13 protein-coding genes are annotated in these 18,666 nt (G+C 55.9%); 5 read left to right on the plus strand and 8 right to left on the minus strand.

What is annotated here, in order from left to right:
* The first annotated feature begins 8 nt into the window (after positions 1–8).
* Together Fuma_RS13870 and Fuma_RS13875 are read left to right on the plus strand one after the other, a co-directional pair.
* On the plus strand, positions 9–2,381 hold the full coding sequence (locus tag Fuma_RS13870; RefSeq protein WP_218922436.1) for a PSD1 and planctomycete cytochrome C domain-containing protein: 2,373 nt from the start codon (positions 9–11) through the stop codon (positions 2,379–2,381).
* A 12-nt stretch (positions 2,382–2,393) separates the two neighbouring features.
* The gene (locus Fuma_RS13875; RefSeq protein ID WP_077024659.1) at positions 2,394–3,842 is read left to right on the plus strand and encodes a DUF1501 domain-containing protein; all 1,449 of its coding nucleotides are present in this window, start codon (positions 2,394–2,396) and stop codon (positions 3,840–3,842) included.
* 16 nt (positions 3,843–3,858) lie between these two features.
* Here Fuma_RS13875 and Fuma_RS13880 read toward each other — a convergent pair whose 3' ends face one another.
* The 8 genes from Fuma_RS13880 to Fuma_RS13920 form a co-directional block, all read right to left on the minus strand.
* Positions 3,859–4,041 carry a hypothetical protein gene (locus tag Fuma_RS13880; protein WP_077024660.1) on the minus strand — a complete coding sequence of 61 codons (183 nt, stop codon included), beginning with the start codon at positions 4,039–4,041 and terminating at the stop codon, positions 3,859–3,861.
* A 40-nt stretch (positions 4,042–4,081) separates the two neighbouring features.
* Positions 4,082–5,905 carry an IS1634 family transposase gene (locus Fuma_RS13885; protein ID WP_077023619.1) on the minus strand — a complete coding sequence of 608 codons (1,824 nt, stop codon included), beginning with the start codon at positions 5,903–5,905 and terminating at the stop codon, positions 4,082–4,084.
* A gap of 441 nt (positions 5,906–6,346) precedes the next feature.
* Positions 6,347–7,351: an aldo/keto reductase gene (locus Fuma_RS13890; protein WP_077024661.1), complete on the minus strand. Its 1,005-nt coding sequence runs from the start codon at positions 7,349–7,351 to the stop codon at positions 6,347–6,349.
* 196 nt (positions 7,352–7,547) lie between these two features.
* The gene (locus tag Fuma_RS13895; protein WP_077024662.1) at positions 7,548–8,861 is read right to left on the minus strand and encodes a Gfo/Idh/MocA family protein; all 1,314 of its coding nucleotides are present in this window, start codon (positions 8,859–8,861) and stop codon (positions 7,548–7,550) included.
* Positions 8,862–8,930: 69 nt separating this feature from the next.
* The gene (locus tag Fuma_RS13900) at positions 8,931–9,143 is read right to left on the minus strand and encodes a SelT/SelW/SelH family (seleno)protein (RefSeq protein WP_275937545.1); all 213 of its coding nucleotides are present in this window, start codon (positions 9,141–9,143) and stop codon (positions 8,931–8,933) included.
* Positions 9,144–9,410: 267 nt separating this feature from the next.
* Positions 9,411–9,881, minus strand: a complete 471-nt coding sequence (locus Fuma_RS13905; RefSeq protein WP_077024663.1) for a hypothetical protein — start codon at positions 9,879–9,881, stop codon at positions 9,411–9,413.
* Between the two features lie 676 nt (positions 9,882–10,557).
* Entirely contained in the window at positions 10,558–11,859 is a 1,302-nt protein-coding gene (locus Fuma_RS13915) for a DUF1501 domain-containing protein (RefSeq protein ID WP_099091803.1), read from the minus strand.
* 84 nt (positions 11,860–11,943) lie between these two features.
* On the minus strand, positions 11,944–13,857 hold the full coding sequence (locus Fuma_RS13920) for a DUF1549 and DUF1553 domain-containing protein (protein ID WP_077024665.1): 1,914 nt from the start codon (positions 13,855–13,857) through the stop codon (positions 11,944–11,946).
* A gap of 238 nt (positions 13,858–14,095) precedes the next feature.
* Here Fuma_RS13920 and Fuma_RS13925 point away from each other — a divergent pair, with 238 nt between their 5' ends.
* The 3 genes from Fuma_RS13925 to Fuma_RS13935 are packed head-to-tail and all read left to right on the plus strand — an operon-like array spanning position 14,096 to position 18,662.
* Positions 14,096–14,662, plus strand: coding sequence for a DJ-1/PfpI family protein (locus Fuma_RS13925; RefSeq protein WP_077024666.1), 567 nt, complete (start codon positions 14,096–14,098; stop codon positions 14,660–14,662).
* Positions 14,662–17,109 (plus strand): c-type cytochrome, encoded by a 2,448-nt coding sequence (locus tag Fuma_RS13930; protein WP_083732042.1) that lies wholly within the window; start codon positions 14,662–14,664, stop codon positions 17,107–17,109. Before Fuma_RS13925 ends, Fuma_RS13930 begins: the two co-directional genes overlap by 1 nt.
* The gene (locus tag Fuma_RS13935) at positions 17,103–18,662 is read left to right on the plus strand and encodes a DUF7133 domain-containing protein (protein ID WP_077024667.1); all 1,560 of its coding nucleotides are present in this window, start codon (positions 17,103–17,105) and stop codon (positions 18,660–18,662) included. Before Fuma_RS13930 ends, Fuma_RS13935 begins: the two co-directional genes overlap by 7 nt.
* Positions 18,663–18,666 lie beyond the last annotated feature (4 nt).

Below are 18,666 nucleotides of genomic sequence, written 5' to 3' on the forward strand. Positions count from 1 at the left end.
TTTATTTCATGATTTTTTCCATGCGGCGATTCGGTCGCGCATGCTTCCATGGATCGCTGCTGTTGTTCGCGTTGAGTCTGGTCCCAGCTGAAATTGCAGCACAGCAGCTAAGCTATAACCGCGACGTACGCCCCATCCTTGCCGAGAACTGTTTCTCGTGTCATGGCTTTGATCATGCAACACGTGAAGCAGGCTTACGTCTTGATACTCGTGAAGGAGCTGTGGCAGCGCTGGAATCCGGGAACATCGGAGTTGTTCCCGGCAAGCCAGACGACAGCGAACTGGTCAGGCGAATCCTGAGTGACGACGACGATTTGCTCATGCCGCCTCCCCACTCAGGAAAGCATCTTTCGCCAGAACAGAAGAACATCCTGATCGAATGGATTGCTCAGGAGGCAAACTACCAGCCTCACTGGGCATTCATTCCTCCTCAGAAAGTGGAACCGCCTGCTGCAGACTCAGACGTAACATCGATCAAGAATCCCATTGATGCGTTCATTCAGGAACGTCTACAGCGTGAGGGGCTGTCACCGTCGCCATTGGCTGACCCGATGACTTTGATTCGTCGCCTGAGTCTGGACTTAACCGGATTGCCTCCGACCGTACCGGAGGTTGATGACTTCGCTGCGGCTTTTGATGCCAACCCGGACCTCGCTTACAGTCAGCTGACCGAACGCCTGCTACAGTCTGCCGCGTATGGTGAACGCTGGGGGCGATGGTGGCTCGACCAGGCTCGCTACGCCGACAGCAATGGGTACTCGATTGATGCTCCAAGGAGCATCTGGAAATATCGAGACTGGGTTGTTGACTCGCTGAACCAGGATCTTCCATTCGACCGCTTTACCGTTGAGCAGCTGGCGGGCGATCTGCTGCCGAATGCTGCTGTCCCGCAACTGGTGGCAACGGGATTTCATCGCAATACGCAGATCAATCAGGAAGGCGGTATTGATCCCGAGCAATATCGGATCGACAGTGTCTTTGATCGTGTCGCAACCACCGGCACCGTCTGGCTGGGATTGTCCATCGGATGCGCTCAGTGCCATGATCACAAGTTCGATCCGATTACGCAGCGGGAGTACTATCAGTTCTTCGCGTTCCTGAACAATCAGGATGAACCGAGCTTAACCGTTTACGATCCTGAAATTGATGTCGCTGCTTTGAGGAAGGAGCGAAAACAGCTGCAGTCCGCACTTCGCACAAGAGTGGATGGGGCCTCCGACCAATTAGATGCCTGGGAATCGCAGTTGGGGCCAGATGAAAGGAAAGCGCTGTCGAAAGATATTCAGAAAGCCTTGAGTACTAAAAAGGCAAAACGAAACACAAAGCAACTGCTGCAGTTGTTCGGTCTAGGTCCGGGGCAGGCTGATCAGGAATTTCTGAGCCAGCAACAGCGGCTGGCCGAAATTGAGCGGGCCCTTGCGTCAGGCGTTTCGACTTTAGTAATGAAGGAACGAACAGAACCTCGCAAAACAACCGTCTTTATCAAAGGTGATTTCACTCGCCCTGCTGAAGAAGTGACCAGCGGCACCCCTGCCGTCCTGCCGGCACTATCAACCGACAGCGACCGAGCAACTCGCCTGGATCTTGCGAACTGGATCGTTTCGGCAGAGAACCCACTGACTGCTCGAGTGATTGTGAACCGTGTCTGGCAGCAGTACTTCGGGCGCGGTCTGGTGGAAACCGAAAACGACTTCGGACTACAGGGAACAACGCCGTCACACCCAGAACTGCTTGACTGGCTGGCCGTGAATTTTGTCGAGCAGGGGTGGAGCCTGAAGGCTTTGCATCGCACGATTGTGACATCGCACACCTACCAGCAGTCATCGCGAACACGAAGCGATCTGCAGGCGAAGGACCCCGACAATATTTTGCTGGCTCGCCAGCGTCGTTTGCGGCTGGATGCTGAAATCGTGCGCGATGTGGCCCTGTCTGTCAGCGGCCTGCTGTCTCGAAAAATGGGCGGCCCGCCCGTGTACCCGCCAATTCCCGAAGGAGTAATGGGGCAGGGGCAGGTCAAGCGTTCATGGACGGTAAGTGTCGGCGAAGACCGTTATCGCCGAGGTCTCTACACGTTTGTTTACCGAGCGACGCCGCCACCATCACTCAGTGTGTTCGATGCCCCGGATGGGCTGAGTACGTGCACTCGACGCAACCGCAGCAATACACCTTTGCAGGCCTTGACACTGATGAACGACGCGAACTTTTTTGAGTTCGCAAAATCGCTTGCTGATGTCATCCAGCGTGACGGCATCGAGACTGCTTTTCGACGCTGCACGTCCCGATTTCCTCGGCAGGAAGAACGGAAAGTTCTTGAGGGCCTTTCTCCACTCAACGCTGCTCGAACGCTTCTGAATCTGGATGAAACCTACACTCGTGAGTAGCGGAAGTTTGCTATGAATAACGCCTATCAATTGCAGGAACGAACACGTCGTCACTTTTTTCGTGATTGCGGCATCGGTGTCGGAGCCATGGCGCTTGGAGATCTGCTGCACGGTCAGCCGCAATCGTTTGCTCAACCTTCCGCCACTGGACCTTTGGATCCAAAGGTGGCTCACTTTCCAGCTAAAGCAAAGCGAGTCATCTTTCTGTTTATGGCAGGCGGGCCGTCGCAGCTGGACATGTTCGACCACAAGCCGATGCTGACGGAGTTAAACGGGCAACCGATGCCCCAAAGCTATCTGGAGGGCAAACGCTTTGCCTTCATGAACAGCAGCCACCGAACGAACCTGCTGGGGACAAAGCGTAAGTTTCAACAGTATGGCGACTCCGGCGCATGGTGCAGCGACTTATTGCCACACACCGCCGGTATCGTGGACAAGCTGACATTTCTTCACACCTGCAAGACTGATCTCTTCAACCACGCCCCGGCGAAGATTTTCATGAACACAGGCACAGGGCAGTTTGGACGCCCCAGTCTTGGCGCTTGGTTGACCTATGGCCTGGGCAGTGAGTGCGACAACCTGCCTGGCTTCGTCGTGCTGCAAAGCGGACCTCGTGGTCCCCGCGGAGGAGCCGTGCTGTGGGGAAGCGGAATGCTACCCACCACATATCAGGGGGTTCCGTTGCGCAATCAGGGCGAACCAATATTAAACCTGACAACTCCTGCGGGCGTCGAAGACAGCCAGCAGCTTGAGGTCCTGGATGCCGTCAGAAAATTGAATTCGCAACGGCTGGCTGATACCGGCGACGAAGAAATTGCAACTCGCATCAACGCCTACGAAATGGCCTACCGGATGCAATCAAGCGCTCCGGAGCTGATGGATACCAACGGCGAAACTCCTGATACGCTGGCGATGTACGGAATCAAGGATCCGAATGAACCGAGCTTCGCCAGAAACTGTTTGCTGGCACGGCGGCTTGTCGAACGAGGCGTTCGGTTCATTCAGTTGTATCACACCAACTGGGATCATCACGGAGGTGCCACAGAAAACCTTGAAACGCATCTGCCAATGATTTGCCGCGACATCGACCAGCCATGTGCAGGCCTGATTCGCGATCTTGAACAGCGAGGTTTGCTGAAGGACACGATCGTAGTCTGGGGCGGTGAATTCGGGCGGACGCCGATGGGTGAGGTTCGTGAATCCACAGGCCGGAATCATCACATTGATGCATTCACTATGTGGTTCGCCGGCGGTGGCTTTAAGCCAGGCACGTCTTTTGGCGAAACCGATGAATTTGGTTTCGGCCCCGTCGGCGAATCGACCCACGTTCGCGACATCCATGCAACGCTGCTGCATCAACTGGGAATCGACCACGAACGCCTGAGTTTCCGAACACAAGGTCTGGACCTGCGCCTGACGGGCGTGCTTCCCGCGCGGGTGATTCATGAAATCGTGGGCTGAGTGCCCGTGAAATTCTTCAGGCAAAGACATTTTTTGCTGCCGACACGACCGGCCAACCAAAACTTAGTTGCAGGGCCGATTCGATCTGCAGACCGCGATCGCGCAGCATCTTTACATCGCAGGCAATCAGCTCAGGAAAACGGTGCAGCGCCTGCGGAGTGACGTTTTGACCTAACCCAACTTCCCCAACTGGAGTCACGAAGGCAGTGTTTTGTGGGGTGAGCGGCCAGAAGTTTCCACTACATTTGCTTTTGGATTATTTTTGAGGGCAGTTTGAGGCTCAGCTTTTCCAGAAGAATCTGCTGATGGTCGGAGGGCTTTGACACGCAGCGGGTGCGGATCTCCGGGCCGGTGCGAGTGGGCAGGACGACGTCCATCGAACGGATCTCCGACAGCTCCGCAAGCACACGGCGCGGTTCGTCGCCCAGCCCTGCTTTGCTGCACAGCTGGCCGAGCGTCTTCCACAACACATACGCCAGAAAACACACGAAGATGTGTGCCAGAACACGGTCCTCCTTCTGATGCCAGATCGGGCGGATCGAAAGATCGCTTTTGTGGATTCGGAACGCGGCTTCCGCTTCGGTCAGTTGGATGTACGCCTTCCAAAGTTCTTCGTCGGACCAGTCGCTGACATTCGTTCGCAGCAGATAGCATCCGGAACTCAGAGTCGCCCAGTCACGCGTAGCTTCGATCTTTGACCATTCGATGCGTGCGGCCCCGTCATCTGTCTTCGTGACTTTCACGTCGAAGAGCTTTGCCGCTCGAGTGTTCTTTCCGAGCAGCCGGCCGATCTCACGTTCGACCTTCATCGGGTCGCGTTTCTGTTTATCGCACCGCGCCGTCATGCGGATGAGCGACTCTTCGATCTTCTTTTCGAAGCGCTGTGTGATCGCTTCTTCCTTCTTTGATCGATCGCGACTGCGACACAGGATGAATGTCTCCGGCGATGTGTTGCAGTCTTCCGATTCATCCGGATCGTCGCTGCCGGGCCACGGCACGACCTTGACTTCCAGGCCATCGCGAATGCTGGTCCAGTCTTCCTTCAGCAGCTCGTGTTCAAACTTCTTCAGCATCGATTTGGGAGTGCCGACGATGTAGCGTCGACCGCCTTCGCGCAGGAATTCGATGTTGTCTTCCGACACCATGCCGCGATCCATGACCCAGATGCGATCGCTTTTCCCGTAGCGTGCTTCCATCGTTTCGACGATGTGTTCCACGGTAGTAACGTCGGCCGTATTGCCGGCAAACACCTTGTATCCCAGCGGCATTCCGCATCGAGACACCACCAGCCCGATGCAGACCTGCTTGCAGTCGCTGCGGTTATCGCGCGAATAGCCACGCTGAGCCAGCGGATTGCGTTCGGCCTGACCTTCGAAGTAAGTGCTGGTGACGTCATACATCAGCAGGTCGTATTCGAGATCGAACAGATGGCCAAGGCGATTCTTCAGATGCGTTTCCAATGCGTCCTTGTGCGGCAGCAGCTGATCGAGTGTGCGGTACAGCCGATTATCGTTCACACGTTCTTCGCTCACGCCGAGCAGATCCCGCAGTGCCGTTTTCGGATACCATTGTTCGGCGGTGAAGAGTTCGCTGGCAGGTTCGAGCAGCCGCGCAATGATCAGAATCAGCGAACTCACATCCCAGCCGACCAGTTCACGACCTTCAGGGATCGCGTTGCTCAGGAACGTATCCAGTTGCAGCGTGCGAATCAGGTGCAGAGCCATCCACGGCCCGCCGAACTGTCGCAGGTTTTCCACACGAACTCCGGCGGCGTTGACTTCGACCCATCGCGGAGTCACGGCAGACGCATCATCATCGAACTCGAATCGCATCTGTCGACTGAGCGGTTGTGACTGATCAGCGGTGACACCGGGTGCAACCTCATCGCTACCGGCCAAAACTTCCGCCGCCTGATGGACGCCCAGTCGACCGGCTTCGTCAAGCTTCCCCAGCCACGCGACCACCCGCTGCCGCGGCCCACTGGCCGAGCGATACGATTCGACCAGCGCCCAGTAGGCGTGGCGACGACCGTTTTTGATTCGATGGCATTGGCGAATGAACATGATCGCAAATGCTACCGATCGATCTCTGACCGGCCAGATCAGAGGTCGTCACTACATCGTGTTTCAGATTTCAAACGCTGGACTTTCGGAAAATCGATAACAAAAACACGCCGAATAAATTCTCTGCAACCACATTTTGTGCGGCTGCTGGGGAAGTTGGGCTAAGCGATAGCTTCCGCATTCTTACACCGTAAGTCGGACGGCAGTCTATGCGGGGAGACATGCAACTGTGGCCGTCCCGCCAAGCGAGCCAAACCGCGGGCGCAGGGAGTCAGCAACCGGCGGAGTAAGTTGCTCAGCCATGCGATCTCTTGCTCCGACACGGGATGATCTTCCGTGACTCTCCGTCAGGAGCGACATGGTCCAAACAGCTCAGGACCTGAGACTATTCGCTTCGAAAAACGCATCGCTATCCAGCCAGGCAGGGGTAGTAGCGACGTGTCACACGCGTGCTTGCTGAACGTCGCCAAGATCGGCGAGGGCCTGATCGCGGTTCTGGATCGCAGTTTCGATGGCAGAGATTGAGACGTCGTCGAGGTTGCGATCGCCAGCCACAGCCGTCTGCACAATCTGCTCCGGGCGACGTGCTCCCACAATCGCGGACGTCAGTTCCGGGCGACGCAAAACCCACGCGATGGAGAGTTCCGGCATCGTCCACCCTAAACCATCAGCGATGGCGGAAAGCGATTCCACGAACTGCAGATTGATTTCTAGTTGAGGCGACTGAAAACGAGGATCACGACTGCGGTGATCTTTATCAGAAAGCTGGGCGACTCGTTCTTTCGTGAACGTTCCTGTCAGCAATCCTTTTCCCATCGGGCTGTAGCAGATTACGCCAATCTTCTGTTCGCCGCAGTACGGAAGAATGTCCGCTTCGACATCTCGTGCGATCATACTGTACGGTGGCTGCAGCGACGCAACCGGATGAATGGCCTGAAGTGTCTTCAGTTGATCAACGCTGTGATTGGACACGCCGATGTGCCGCACCTTGCCCTGCTGCTTTAAGTCGACCAGCGTTTGCCAGCCTTCTTCGATTTCTTCGTTAGGTTCCGGCCAATGCATCTGGTACAGATCGATGCAGTCAATGTCCAACCGCTGCAGGCTGGCTTCGCATTCTGCAATCACGCTGGCCCGCTTCAGGCACTTACCAATCGTTCCGTCGCCTTCGTCAGTCCGGCCGCACTTGGTGGCGATGATCGGTCGTCGGTCGGCGGGGATCAGCTTCAGTGCTTTGCCGACGAGTTCTTCGCTGCGGCCAAGTCCATAAACAGCGGCTGTGTCGATCCAGTTCACCCCGACGCCGACCGCTTTGACAATCGTGTCCAACGCTTCCTGTTCGTCCTGATCACCCCACCCAAACTGCCAATCACCCCCGCCAATCGCCCATGTGCCAAGGCCAATAACGCTGAGATTAAGATCACTATTGCCGAGTTTTCGAAACTGCATGACGGGTGATTGACCAAATTTGAAGGTGATCGAAGACTGTCACGCTCGTCGCGCAACAGCACAAGGCTTGAATACGCCTCGTTACGACGTGACACCAGCCGCTCTGGTGCCAGCCACGGCTGATTAAGACCGTGGCCAGCTCAAAGCGGCTGGAAAATTGTAAGCCACATGTTGCGGCTGAAATGTGACCGAAGGTCTATACCGTCGGTTCCCAACCTGGTTCGTATTCTCGCTTCCATAGTTTCATGGCTTCATCGTTGTTAAGGATGTGGCCGTTGGCGGGGTCGCAGTCCAGTGAATCGCCGGTTCGGTGAGCGATGTTTCCGAGATGACACAGCAGCGTGCTCTTGTGGCCTTCTTCAATCTCGGCGTTCAGCATCGTCGGATCGTCCGCTCGGATCGCATCCACGAAGTTCTGGATATGGAAGGAGTCCGAACGGGTGCCGGGGACGTTTTTGATTTCCTTCGCCCTTTGATCGTAGACCTTGTAGCCCCAGTCTGTGATTTCCAGACTGCCTTCTTCGCCATGGAACGTGCAGCCGAAGCTGCTACCGTCCATGCCGTGGCGATTGCAGCTGAGAGCTTCCCAGATGCATTGTTTTTCGCCTTCGAACTGGAACGAAACAACGTGCGTGTCGGCTGTTTCCTGGTCGTCGTCAAAACGGTAGCGACCGCCGGACGAAACAACTCGAGTGGGATAGTCGGCCTGCAGGCCCCAGCGAGCCAGGTCGAGCGAATGAACGCCGTTGTTGCCCAGTTCTCCGTTGCCATAGTGCCAGAACCAGTGCCAGTTGTAAGGCAGTTTGTTAGACGTGTACGGCTGACGCGGAGCGGGCCCCTGCCACAATTCGTAGTCCATGTTTGGTGGAACTTCAGCCGGCGTTCCGTGTCCGATGGGACCTCGCAGGTTGGCGTACCAACTTCGGCTGTAATACACGCGACCGATGCCGCCATCGTGAAGCAGTTTGATGGCTTCCTGAATCTCTTTGCCACTGCGTCGCTGGCTGCCCATTTGAACGCACTTTTTGTTCTTGCGAGCCGCCTTGATGGCCATTTCGCCTTCCCACGGATTGTGGCTGCATGGCTTTTCGACGTAGCAGTGCTTGCCTGCGTTACAGGCCATGATGGCTGCTGGCGCGTGCCAGTGATTTGGGGCCGCACACACAAGAGCGTCGACGTCTGGGTCATCCAGAATGTCTTTGAAGTTGCCGGTCGTTGCAAAGTCGTAATCGACCAACTTGTCCATCCGCTTGGCAGCAGCGGCCAGTCGGTTCGTGTCGGTTTCGCAAAGGTACTTCACTTCGACGTTCGGCGTTTCCGCAAATGTGGTCGCCAGCGACATACCTCGACTTAGCCCCATGACGCCCACGACGACTTTGTCCTGCGCACTGCGAGGGCCTGCCGCTCGCGATGGTGCTGCAGCACCGATGGCCGTTAACGCGGCTCCGGAAGCCGCCACAAAACTTCGGCGAGAGACAGACGAAGGTTGATCGTTCTGATTTTCGGACATGTAGATATTCCTTAGGGCAGGAGAGTTGCAGGAGGGAAATAATTCGGGCAGAAGGATGATGAAGGTGCACTACAGCTGAGTCAGGATTTCTTCATCCGTGGGAAACCGGTGAGTTTTTTGCTTGCTGAAAATCAGGCGGCCGTCGACTTCGACGTCAAACACACCACCTTTGCTCTTCACAAGTTCAGCATCGACGCCATTCTTGTTCTTGATCGCAGCCGCCAGACTGGTGGCTTGGGGCGTGTAATTTCACATCACGCAGTAGGTGATCCTGATCTTCATTGTAAACTCCGTGGTGCAGGTTTCGTCGGCCAACCATATTATGCGCTCGCGAAACGGAAGGCAACCGGCGGGCGATGGTCAGCCTGGGCAATTTGCACGATGAATCGTCTGCAGCAGTTTTCCTTATGCCGGTCCACTGAAATCGGCGATGACTGCCGACATTTATCAGCCAATTCTGCAAATTGTGACGAGGCAATTTCGCGCACGAAAAAGTCCCACGCGCCGAGGTCGGAGCGTGGGACTACTAAGGGGCGTCTGTCAGCCGAATTACTCCGCCTTTTTCTCTTTCACTTCATAACCCTTTTTGAATGCATCTTCGCTGAAGACCAGTTCAAGCTGTTCGTCGCCTTCGGCACCCGCAACCTTGGCTTTGCATTTGCCGCAGCAGAAGCCGACTTTGACGCCAGCGACCTTCACATTTTGTTCCGCGTTAACGGATCCACCAGACAGCGGGCACTTCACCTGCTTTGCCTGCTTGGTCTGGATCAGTTGATGATTCGCTTTCGTCGCAAACTTCTTGCTGTCCTTTTCCATGGCGGCTTTGCACTTGCCGCAGCAAACGTAGACGTTGGCCTTCTTGTAGCTGACGGTTTTTGCGTCAGCAATTTTGATTTCTTTGCCGGCGACCGGACACTTCACTGTGGTGACTTTTTCTGCTGCTTCTTCGGCGTTGCCAACAGAAACGATGGCAACCATCGCGGCCAGTAGTACAGAAGCTGCTGTTGTGAAAGACTTCATAAATGTTTCCTTTAACGATTCGATTGTGTGGTGTGTGATTTGGAAATCTGAAAGTTCAGATCTGCGCGAGGGTATTCGCAGGCCGAAGCCTCGGCCTGGTGTTTGCGCATGCGTGAGTGTTGCAGTGTTGCCGGAGTTTAAATCCGCCAGACACTGGTCACGGTGCGCGTCGGCGGCGGCCGCCGGACCGTTCCAGGCGAATGCGATCGCTGTGGTTGCTCACACAAGTCCAGTGAGTACACGTGTGCCGCAGCTGCGTTTTTGCATTGCGCCGAATCGAGCGACACGGTCTGAGCCGTCACAATGGCATTCTGCCGATGTAGGGTCCGGCAGTGGCACGGTGTGCTCGTTGGTTGATCGGGTTCGGATTCCGATCTGACAGCTGCGACATCAGCGCAGCACGACGGCTTTGATGAAGATGTTCCGCAGCAGCTGGGACCTGGCTCTTTCTGGCGAATGTTCTTTCCACTCGCCTGGCTGCAACACGAGGTCGGTCCTTTGCAGCAACAGTTCCCCAATGCCGCATTGGGGATCAACATCCCCAGCGTCATACAGAAAACCAGTATGTTGCGGCTCCAGTTCACGTGTGGCACACTTTCGGCAGCGTTAGACGATGCGTTCGAGAACCACGAATTGTACGGACATTTCACTGGTTTGGGAAGATGAGTCCCCAAAACTAAGCAAACACGTTCTGCAGCGGAGTGCCTTCATGAGCAATGTGGAAGGGACGACCGTTGGGCGCCAGAATCTCTTTTTTGATCGGCAGACCGCAGCCGTAGGCGATTGTGGCGTTCAGATCCTGAGGGTAGCAGTGGCCTTCTTCGACCGCCTTTCCGATTTCGTCGGTGCTTCCCACCACGTGGCCGCCTTTCACGCCGGCTCCCGCCAGCATCGCACTAAAGCAGCCGGGGTGATGGTCGCGACCGGCGTTGGCGTTGATTCTTGGCGTGCGTCCAAATTCGGTGCTCAACACGATCATCGTTTTACTTAACAGGCCTCGCTGTTTCAGGTCGTCGATCAGTGTGGCGATGGCAATATCCAGTTGGCCCGCTCGACTGCTGAAACTGTCGTAGATGTTGTTGTGGTTGTCCCAGCCGCCGTGTTCGATTTCGACGAAGCGAACGCCTTTTTCCACCAGGCGGCGAGCCAGCAAGCAGCCCTGGCCAATCTTGTTCTTGCCATAGCTCTCTTTGACGCTGTCTTCTTCTTTGCTGATATCAAACGCCACCAAATCGGGACTCTTCAGCAACCGCACGGCCTCGGTGTAGTAGTCAGTGTACGCTTCTACTTCGGTTGTTTGATACTTACGACGGAAGCTGGATTCGAACTGACCGATCAGGCGGCGGCGCTTTTCGAAGTTCTTTTCGTTCAGGTACTTTGGTGGCTTCGTGTTTTGCAGCCCCGTGGCCGCATCGCCCACCGGTGCCGGGGCCAGTTCGGCCGACAGGTAGCCCTGTCCCGGATGACGACTGCCTCCGCCGATGATCACGCTGCCGGGCAGATTTCTGTTTTTGCGGCCTTCGAAATGAGTCAGCCAGGAACCGAGAAACGGATGGCGAATGGAACCGATCAGCTTGTAACTGGTTCTCATCAAATACCGGCCCTGCTCGTGAGCCCCGGTTTCGGTGGCCATGGATCGGATCACGGTCAGTTGGTTCATCTTTTCGGCCAGGCGCGGCAAGTGTTCGCCAATTTGTATGCCGGAGACTGAAGTCTGAATGGCCTTGGTTTCACCGCCTTCTTCTTTATCGGGCTTTGGGTCGAACGTGTCGATGTGACTCATCGCGCCGTTCATCATGAGATAGATGACGTGTTCAGCCTTCTTAGCCGGCGCGAGTGACGAATTGGCGGCTTGAGCGGCAGAACTAAACAGCGATTCTGCGACCGGCAATATGCTCAGCCCAAAGGCTGTTTTGGCCAGCGACTCCACAAAGTTGCGGCGGTCAATTTCGTCCAGGCGTGAGATGGGCTGCGGCATATTTTTTGGACCTCAGATTTCTGGTGTTGCAACTTCAAGTTGAGCGGTCATCGCGCGACGGCCTTTGGTCGATCGCTTTCCGTCTTATTGAATGAACAGGAATTCCTTCGTGTTGATCAATGCCCAAATCACGTTGCCGTATCCGGCACTGCCCGCTGAATTGATTTCTCGCTTCGCCACGGTCTGTTCCGGCGTCCTCGGTGGGCGTGACAGAATGGAATAGAAAATCGCGTCGACTCGGTCTTCAAACGTGGGAGCTCGCAGAACGGTGTCGTAGATCACACTGCCGCGTTCCAGCATCATGTGAGTGATCTCGCCGTTAAACATTGTCAGAATCTGACTCACGCTGCCGTCGCGTCCGGAACTGGCTATTAGCTCACGGTCGCTCTGGCCGAATTGTCGCAAGAAATGATTCGGCGGCAATGGCGATGATAATTCGGACGCTCGTGCCAGCGTCATGCCTTTGTACGAATTGCGTTTTCTGGTGATCGTGCGCTGAGCCCCCGACGAGAAGTTCTTGTTGTATTCGTCGGCAATGGTCTGCACTTCAATCACGGTGGCTTTGTCCAGATCCATATCGATGACCTGACCAAGTTCGTCGGTTGACGGACGGGTAAACGATTGAGGGTTGTAAACCGCCAGCGTAAGTAGCGAATCCCAAATCTGCTCGGCCGTCATGCGCCGTAGCACGGGGCCCGGAAAGTAGTAGGGCTCAGAAAGGTCAACATCTGAGGCCGTGGCTTCTCGCTGCCAAGCTTTGGTGTAGAAGATCGTGCGTTGCAGTCGACGAGTGTCAAAGTTGCTGCGGATCAACTCGGAGGTTAGAAAATCCAGCACGTCCGGGTTGCTGGCCACGCTGTCATCGCGAATATCGTCAACCGGTTCGATCAGCCCGATTCCAAAAGCCTTCTTCCAGAGTCGGTTGGCCATGTTCTTTGCGAAGCGAGGATTCTTCTGGCTGGTCATCCAGTCGGCCAACACCTGCCGTGAAGACTTTCCTTTTGTCACGGTTTCCGCGTCGCCGAAGATGGGTTTCATCTTCACGACCTCTTTAGGTTTCGCGTCTTCATACTGGTAGTCGTGAGGCAGGCGCAGGCTGCGAGGTTGTTCCCAGACTTCAAACAGATTGGCGTTGATGACTCGGCTAAAGTTTCCGCCCGTGTTGGCGTCCGGGTCCATCTTCTTGAGCTCGTTACGCAGACGGCTTAACGGGTTGCCTTTGGTGAATCGCTTTTTGTCGCCCGCGTAGGCTCGCGTGCGAACGCCGTACCAATACGCAGACATCTCGTAGTATTCACGTTGCGTCCAGTGATCGAACGGATGGTCGTGGCACTGAGCGCACCCGATTTGAGTGCCCAGAAAAACCTGCACCATGTTGTCGACCGCGTCGAGTTCCATATTGGAATCGCGCATCGCGAAACCGACGGCTGGATTCTGCCAGATACGACCTTCCGCCGTCAGCATTTCGCGAACCCATTCGTCGTACGGCTTGTTCGTGCGAATGCAATCCTTGATCCATTCGTGATACGGCTGAGCCAACTGGTTGCCGTTGATCGGGTGGTCCTGCAACCGAAGAATGTCGGCCCAGTAGTTGAACATGTGGCTGACGTGATCGTGAGAACCTAAGAGATCGTCGATTAGTTTTTCGCGGCGAGTCCGATCGCGGCTTTGAACGAAGACGCCGATTTCGTCCAGGCGAGGAATGCGGCCGCCGATTTCCAGATACGCTCTTCGGCAGAATAACGAATCGCTCAAAGTCGCGTTCGGCGTGATCTCATGGCGACGGTAGCCGTCCTCAAGCATGCGATCAATCTTGGCTGCGGCGTCGCGGACTGCGGCGGTGCTGGCGGCATCGACCGGTGCGACTGGGCCCCAGTCTACGGTCCCGGAACCGCGTGGCACTTTGCTGACCGGTTTCTTCTTCTTTTCGTCCGCCATTAGAAATGTGCATTGCAGAATCAGCACAATGACGAAAACGGATCGAACGATCTTTCGCATGAGGACTCCTGGTGAGCATTCGACTTCTGGCGATTTTTTCCCAACAACGTATTGTCTCGTGCGAGTAGACAACTTGCAACTGCGTTAATAGAAGGGAAACCGCGTGTTGGCCACACAATCTGTCTGGCGACCGTTGCGATGAATTGAAATCGAGTTTGAGGTACCATCCGACTCCACGCGATGGAAACTCGCACTCGCGTCGCTTTCTTTAGAAAACCGTCTTCGGAAAACCCTTCAAATGAACAAAGTGCTGATCGTGGTGGGCGATGCCACGGAAACTCTGGACACCATGTACCCCTACTACCGGTTGATCGAAGCCGGATTCCAGCCGGTGGTGACGGCTCCCGAGAAACGGGTGTATCAAATGGTACTGCATGAAGTGAAGCCGGGCTGGACAATCACAAAAGAATGGGAAGGTTACACCATTCCATGCGACGTGCCGTTTAGTGAAGTGAAAGAAGAGGAATACGCCGGCATCATGTTCAGCGGCGGACGAGCTCCCGAATATATTCGGTATGACGAGGACCTTGTCCGGATCACCAAACACTTCTTCGCCACCAATAAGCCTGTGGCGAGTGTCTGCCATGGTGTGGAAATCCCGGCATACGCAGATTGCGTGCGAGGCCGAAAAATGGCGACGGTCGGCAAGTGCAAATTCGACCTGGAAGTCTGCGGTGGCACGTTCGTCGACGAAGCGTGCGTGATTGACGGCAACCTTGTCAGCGGCCGCACCTTCCACGACAACGGCCACTATGTTGGTCCGTGGATTAAGCTGCTTGAAGAAGCTCGGGATAAGGCGTCGTGATGAAGTGTTTATCGTGCCGATGGTTTGCTGCATTGTTGACGTGCAGCGCGGTTCTCGCCGACTGGGACTCGCATTCGAAGTTGGTTGCGGCAGAAACCACGCCGCCATTCGTCGCAGGATTTGACCGCTTTGGGCGGCATGACGAAATCAGCGACGTTCACGCCGGCAGGTTGCTGCTGACGGAACTTAGCTGTACCGCATGCCACGCGCCATCAGGTGCCGGGCTGACTCCTAAACGTGGACCAAAGCTGGATGCCGTTGGCAGCCGCGCGAATCGAGATTGGGTTCAGCGGTATCTGATGAACCCGCAGTCGGTAAAGCCGGGGACGACGATGCCTGATGCTTTGGCAGGATTGCCGACGAAGAAGCGTCAGGAAGCGGCGCTGGCGTTGGCCGCTTTTCTTTCCGAACAGGTGCAGCCGTTTCCTGAAATTAGAGCCACGGGAGCCAATCCGGTTCCTTTTGAATTTTGGAAGCACGGGAACGCAAAACAGGGGCGAATCCTGTATCACCGCATCGGGTGCGTGGCTTGTCATGCTGCCGACGAGGACTACGAAGTGGCCGAGATGAAGGCGTCGCCCATTGACGCGATGCTGGAACAACTGGATCCTGAAGAAATCAAAGAATTGGGACTCCTGTCGGCTGCAAGACGCGTTGAATCCGTGCCTCACGGTGACCTTGCGGCGAAGTACTCTCACCAATCACTGACGCACTTCCTGCTGAAGCCGGAAGCCGCGCGGCCCGCCGGACGCATGCCCGATTTTGACCTGAAGGCTGTCGATGCTGCGGACATTGCCGCGTGGTTGCTAAGCAAGCAAACTCAGGCGTCCACTTCTGGCGACGGTGATGAACAACTTGTCGCCGCTGGTCGAACACTTTTCACAAGCATCGGTTGCTCGAATTGTCACGACATCAAGGGGCTGCAGTCGCAACATAAAGCGAAGCCTCTGGCAGTTCTTCATGCAAACGCCGCGACTTCCTGCTTCGTCGCCGAGCAGCAAACGTCCGGCCAGCCGTTCTACCCGCTGGATGATGTTCAGAAGCAGACTATCAATGCCGTGCTGGCTTCCGTCAGAGAGAACACCGCATTGGCGGATCACGATTCGGTACAGCTGACACTGCTGCAACTGAATTGTTATGCGTGCCACACGCGAGACAAACTGGGCGGCGTCGGGCGGTTTCGCAAGGCGTACTTCGAAACAGTCGGGCATGTTGATATCGGGGACGAAGGCCGCCTGCCTCCGGCATTGACCGGCGTCGGCGGTAAGTTAACGACGTCGGCTATGAAAAACGTCTTCAGCGGCAAGGGACGCATTCGGCCACATATGTTCGTCCGCATGCCCGGTTTTCCGTCCAGGCTATTGGAACCTCTTCCCACGCTGTTTGCGAAAACCGATCAGATTGCAAATCCGCTGGCGGCGGATGCAGTTTTTAAGGTTCAGAAATCTGACCGGTTGGTTGCCGCCGGGCGAGCCCTTATGGATTCCGGCTGCGTGCAGTGTCATTCGTTTAGCGGCGAGGCGCTACCGGGCACGGTGGGCACTGACCTACGAGGAATGGCTGCTCGAGTGCATCCGCAGTGGTTTCATGACTTCCTGCTAAACCCAGGCAAGTTGAAGGCTCGCACGCGCATGCCGACCTTCTTTCCGAACGGCGAAAGTCAGAACAAGGATATTCTGGAAGGTGACACCGAGCAGCAGATCGCGGCGATGTGGGCGTACCTGTCAGACCTGAATCGCCAACCGCTTCCGGAAAAGATCCTGAAGGCGCGAGCTCAGGACTACGAACTCACACCGACCAAACGTCCCATTGTGCTGCGGACCTTCATGCAGCGCGCGGGGACTCATGCGATTGCTGTCGGCTTTCCGCAGAAAGTGCACTACGCGTTCGATGCGGAGACGCTATCGCTGTCGGAAGCCTGGCGCGGTCGATTTGTGGACGCAGAAGGGACTTGGTTTGTCCGAGCGGCTCCGCCCGCTAAGCCGCTTGGCGAAACCGTGATTCCACTGCCCTCTGGTGTCGTTCTTGCCGCACTGCCGAACAGTGGAGCAGCATGGCCGACAGATGCGGAGGCAGCGAATGCAAAGTTCTCCGGCTATCGATTGGATGCCAGAGGCGTGCCCACAATGCTGTATGAAATCGGCGGAGTCACAGTAGAAGATCGAATCGAACCGCTGGAATTGCAGGGGCTAAAGCGAACGCTGACTTTGGTCCGCCGACAGCCGGATTCGCAATCGTCGACACTCTGGCTGCGACCACTCACGGGCGCGTCGTTGACGAAAGTCGGTGAAGCATCGTACCGCAACGAAACCGGTCTTGCGGTTGAAGTTGCCGTCAATGGAGGCAGTGTGAAAGGTGAGTCTCGCCGCAATGAGGGAGTCAGTGAATGGTTAGTTTCGGTCGATGTTGCAGAACAGTCCGTGATCGAGGTGCGATACTCATGGTAGTTGGAAACTACGTTAGGCTGATTGGCCAACTGTCACTGGTGCTGGCAATGATCTGCAGCACGGCCGTCGCCGACGAGGACGACTTCTACAAGTTGATCTCGGTATCCACGTCACAGGCTCAAACGGATTCACGGTCGGCCAACTGGAAGCCTGCACCCGATGGCCTGGCTTTGGAAATCAGTGGCATGACGGTGCTGGACGACCGCCGAGTCGCGGTCGCGATCCGCAAAGGCGAAATTTGGATTCTGGACGGCGTGTACGATCAGCCTCCGAAAAACGTCACCTATAAAAAGTTCGCAACAGCTCTGCACGAACCGCTTGGCCTGCTGCAGCACAATGACGCTCTGTACACATGCCAGCGTTCAGAACTGACCAGGATTCGCGATACTGATAACGACGGCACCGCCGACGAATATCTGACCGCGGCCAAGGGCTGGGGCGTAACGGGGCACTACCACGAATACGCCTATGGGCCAAAACTCGATGGCGACGGCAACCTGTGGGTCACACTGAACATCGGACTCGGCCTGAAGGGCGATCAGCTAAAGCGAACCGTCCACCAACGTTCGCTGAATCTGCGACAGGGCCGATGGCGCGGCTGGGGCATGAAAATCACTTCGGAAGGAGACATGATTCCCGTTTGCGCAGGTATGCGTAGCCCGAGCGGTCTTGGGGCGAATGCGGCTGGCGACATGTTCTATACGGACCAGCAAGGCAACTGGGTCGCCACCAACACGCTGCACCACATGCGGGAAGGTGCCTTCTTTCATCATGCTGAAGCGCTGGCTTCGATGGATCAGCCGGGCTCACCAATTCACGGCGTCCACAAAATCCCCAATGGCGTTCCGTTTCCACAAGCGCTCACTCAGTTTCCTCAACTGAAACCACCGGCCGTATGGTTCCCGTACAAAAAGATGGGGCAGTCAACGACCGACATCATGTTGGACGACAGTGGCGGAAAGTTTGGCCCGTTTGCCGGCCAGCTGTTCGTCGGCGAATTCACTCAGGCATCCGTCAGCCGCGTGTTTCTGGAGAAAGTGAACGGCGAATATCAGGGAGCCTGCTTTCCATTTCGATCAGGCTTCGCGTCGGCGGTGCTAAGGCTGGCTCAGGGAACGGACGGCAGCATGTTTGCCGGGCTGACAAATCGTGGCTGGAGTAGCCTGGGTACGGCGTCGTACGGTTTGCAGCGTCTGGTGTGGACGGGCCGAATGCCGTTTGAAATCAAAGAAATGAGAGCCCAGCCGGACGGTTTCGAACTGGTGTTTACCAAACCTGTTTCGCGAGAATCCGCCGCGAACCTGAATTCATGGGCCATGAGCAGCCACACGTATCTGTATCATTCCGCCTATGGCAGCGACGAAATTCAGAAGAAGAAGCTGGCCATCAAAGATGCGGTTGTGTCAGACGATGGGCTAAGCGTTCGTCTGACCATCGATGGACTGCGACCGTTGTTTGTGCACGAATTGCACGCGGAAGGACTTCGCAGTCAGGACGACGAACCATTGCTGCATCCCCACGCCTATTACACGTTAAATCAGATACCGCAATAATCAT

It is taken from the genome of Fuerstiella marisgermanici, assembly GCF_001983935.1.
Taxonomy (GTDB): Bacteria; Planctomycetota; Planctomycetia; order Planctomycetales; family Planctomycetaceae; genus Fuerstiella; species Fuerstiella marisgermanici.

Coding starts and splice junctions, on each gene's coding strand:
- Fuma_RS13870 (WP_218922436.1), top strand. CDS start 9: ATGATTTTTTCCATGCGGCGATTCGGTCGCGCATGCTTCCATGGATCG.
- Fuma_RS13875 (WP_077024659.1), top strand. CDS start 2,394: ATGAATAACGCCTATCAATTGCAGGAACGAACACGTCGTCACTTTTTT.
- Fuma_RS13885 (WP_077023619.1), bottom strand. CDS start 5,905: ATGTTCATTCGCCAATGCCATCGAATCAAAAACGGTCGTCGCCACGCC.
- Fuma_RS13890 (WP_077024661.1), bottom strand. CDS start 7,351: ATGCAGTTTCGAAAACTCGGCAATAGTGATCTTAATCTCAGCGTTATT.
- Fuma_RS13895 (WP_077024662.1), bottom strand. CDS start 8,861: ATGTCCGAAAATCAGAACGATCAACCTTCGTCTGTCTCTCGCCGAAGT.
- Fuma_RS13905 (WP_077024663.1), bottom strand. CDS start 9,881: ATGAAGTCTTTCACAACAGCAGCTTCTGTACTACTGGCCGCGATGGTT.
- Fuma_RS13915 (WP_099091803.1), bottom strand. CDS start 11,859: ATGCCGCAGCCCATCTCACGCCTGGACGAAATTGACCGCCGCAACTTT.
- Fuma_RS13920 (WP_077024665.1), bottom strand. CDS start 13,857: ATGCGAAAGATCGTTCGATCCGTTTTCGTCATTGTGCTGATTCTGCAA.
- Fuma_RS13925 (WP_077024666.1), top strand. CDS start 14,096: ATGAACAAAGTGCTGATCGTGGTGGGCGATGCCACGGAAACTCTGGAC.
- Fuma_RS13930 (WP_083732042.1), top strand. CDS start 14,662: ATGAAGTGTTTATCGTGCCGATGGTTTGCTGCATTGTTGACGTGCAGC.
- Fuma_RS13935 (WP_077024667.1), top strand. CDS start 17,103: ATGGTAGTTGGAAACTACGTTAGGCTGATTGGCCAACTGTCACTGGTG.